The sequence below is a fragment of the Brasilonema bromeliae SPC951 genome (assembly GCF_012912135.1).
Taxonomy (GTDB): domain Bacteria; phylum Cyanobacteriota; class Cyanobacteriia; order Cyanobacteriales; family Nostocaceae; genus Brasilonema; species Brasilonema bromeliae.
Genome location: NZ_QMEB01000380.1, coordinates 1 through 2,620, shown reverse-complemented (window position 1 = coordinate 2,620; position 2,620 = coordinate 1). Strand labels below are relative to the sequence as shown.

Here is a 2,620-nt window from a genome sequence, read left to right as displayed (position 1 = left end):
TAACCAGATTTCTTTGTTTATTAAAAATCATAAAGTTTTTTGTAACAAAAAATACAAAATATCCGCGAAGAGTCCAACTAAGTTTAACCTATATAAATAGTTATCTGTCACGCTCAGTTGTTTTTTTAACCCAGTTGATTCATGTCATCTCCTACCAGTTTGCTGATTCGTCGCGCTCGAATAGTTTTACCCAATGGTGAATCGGTTGTTGGGGATGTGCTGACGAGCGATCGCACAATAGTCGAAGTCGCACCAGAGATTTCTGCCACACCCTCAACTACACAAATTGACGCAGAAGGGTTAACTTTGTTGCCAGGAGTAATTGATCCACAAGTCCACTTTCGTGAACCAGGACTGGAACATAAGGAAGACTTATTTACCGCTAGTTGTGCTTGTGCCAAAGGGGGAGTCACTTCTTTTTTAGAAATGCCGAATACGCGTCCTTTAACGACTACCCAGCAAGCTCTTGATGATAAGCTACAACGAGCCTCACAAAAGTGCTTGGTTAATTATGGCTTTTTTATCGGGGCAACGGCAGACAACTTGCCTGATTTGCTTTTGGCAAAGCCAAGTTGTGGAATCAAAATTTTCATGGGTTCAATGCATGGACAGTTACTGGTTGACCAAGACGCTGCCTTGGAGGCTATATTTTCTAAAGGCGAACGTTTGATTGCTGTTCATGCTGAAGACCAAGCGAGAATTAACGAACGTCGCAAGGAATTTGCTGGAATTCATGAAGTAGCAGTTCATTCCCAAATTCAAGATAATCAAGCAGCGCTACTAGCAACGCAGCAAGCATTAAGACTTTCTAAAAAATATCAACGTCGTCTACATATTCTGCATATGTCAACAGCAGAAGAAGCAGACTTACTGCGTCAGGATAAACCAAGTTGGGTGACAGCAGAAGTGACGCCCCAGCATTTGTTGCTCAATACCAGTGCATATGAGAAGATTGGCACCTTGGCGCAGATGAATCCACCTTTGCGATCGCCCCACGATAACCAAGTCCTTTGGCAAGCTTTACGCGATGGCATTATTGATTTCATCGCCACAGATCACGCACCACATACTTTAGAAGAGAAAGCTCAAGAGTATCCAAACACTCCCTCTGGAATGCCTGGTGTCGAAACTTCTCTACCTTTGATGTTAACCGCTGCAATGCAAGGACAATGTACCGTTGCGCAAGTGAGTGACTGGATGTCACGAGCTGTAGCTAAGGCATATGGTATTCCAAATAAGGGGGCGATCGCTCCTGGTTATGATGCTGATTTAGTTCTTGTAGACTTGGACACTTATCGCCCTGTTTTACGTGAAGAATTGTTGACCAAGTGTGGTTGGAGTCCTTTTGAAGGCTGGAATTTAACTGGATGGCCCGTGATAAGTATAGTAGGTGGTCAGGTTGTGTATGAAAAAGGCAAAGTACATACAGAGGTGCGGGGTCAAGCTTTAACTTTTAGTCATTAGTCGGCGTTGCTGAAATCTTGATATGAATTGAGAAAATCAAGATTTTGTAGAGACGTTGCATGCAACGTCTCTACAGGGGTTGGGGAAAATTAAAAATCTCTTGACAAACACAATTCATGACCAAATTCAGCAATCCCCATTAGTCAAATTATTCTGCTTTGCTCTGTGGCACAGTAGTGATTGAAGACCTCAATGTGTCTGGGAGTGCGATTCGTTGCTTAGTGAATCTCGGTAATCAGTCCGTATATAACTAAGCCAGTGAACTCTAGTTAACTAGACACTGAACTCTTAGATTGATGTGGGTGAAAGCCCCACCCGCAAGGTTCATGCGTGACTCCAGAGGGTGCCCACACCGAGTAAGCTCGATTCTTACAGAGTGAAGCTGGGAACAGGGCACAATCAGACTACTGTTATGGGTGGACACTGGTGCAAAGTCTTGCGGGGGAAGCTTCCCCCGCAGAGCTTTGCGCTAACAGGGAGTTCCCACGGTGAAACAGAGCCTAGAAAAGTAACCTACACGTAAGCGGGACATATCCTTAGAACCCGACTTTATCAGAGTAAGACCCGCAGCATCTTTCCGGAATAGCTGCAAGAATCAGGGGTTTCTGATGGTTAAAATGGCTACACCTAACGGAACAAATAATCATCTAAGGGAACGAATAGAAACGAATCAAAGGTCTTGGGGACGGTCGAATCCCAGGTAGGTAAGACGAGATACGGAACTCCTTTGATTCGGGTAGGATGCGGCGTAACTGCTGCAAGGTATTCAAAAAAACATCTAACGGAGTAGAGTATGATTAGGCACAGTCACGAGGCTAGTGAATCTTGGAAAAATCTAAACTGGAAGGAATTTCGGAAGGATTTATTTCGCCTGCAATGTAGGGTGTTCAAAGCTATTCGAGAAGGAAACAAGCGTAAAGCCCTGTCACTTCAAAAGCTTATTTTGAAATCCAAAGCAGCTAGATTTTTGGCGATTCGTCAAATATCGCAGCTAAACGCTGGAAAGAAGACAGCAGGGATCGACGGCAAAAAGTCTCTCACCTCTGAGGAACGTTTTGAATTAGAAAAACTGTTGAAAGCATCGAGTAATAATTGGTATCACCAAAAGTTACGTAGTAATTAAACTCAACGAGCCTGTCACCAGACCCGTTGGTCT

1 protein-coding gene and 1 pseudogene are annotated in these 2,620 nt (G+C 43.8%); both read left to right on the top strand.

Annotated elements, in window-relative coordinates; all coding sequences use genetic code 11:
- Positions 1 to 141 precede the first annotated feature (141 nt).
- Positions 142 to 1,464: a dihydroorotase gene (locus tag DP116_RS27790; RefSeq protein WP_169158192.1), complete on the top strand. Its 1,323-nt coding sequence runs from the start codon at positions 142 to 144 to the stop codon at positions 1,462 to 1,464.
- A 793-nt stretch (positions 1,465 to 2,257) separates the two neighbouring features.
- A pseudogene (locus DP116_RS27785) lies at positions 2,258 to 2,578 on the top strand (reverse transcriptase N-terminal domain-containing protein); the annotation flags it as partial.
- Between the last annotated feature and the right edge of the window lie 42 nt (positions 2,579 to 2,620).

Excerpts from the sequence above, each read along its gene's own strand:
- DP116_RS27790 (WP_169158192.1), top strand. The coding sequence starts at position 142 with ATGTCATCTCCTACCAGTTTGCTGATTCGTCGCGCTCGAATAGTTTTA.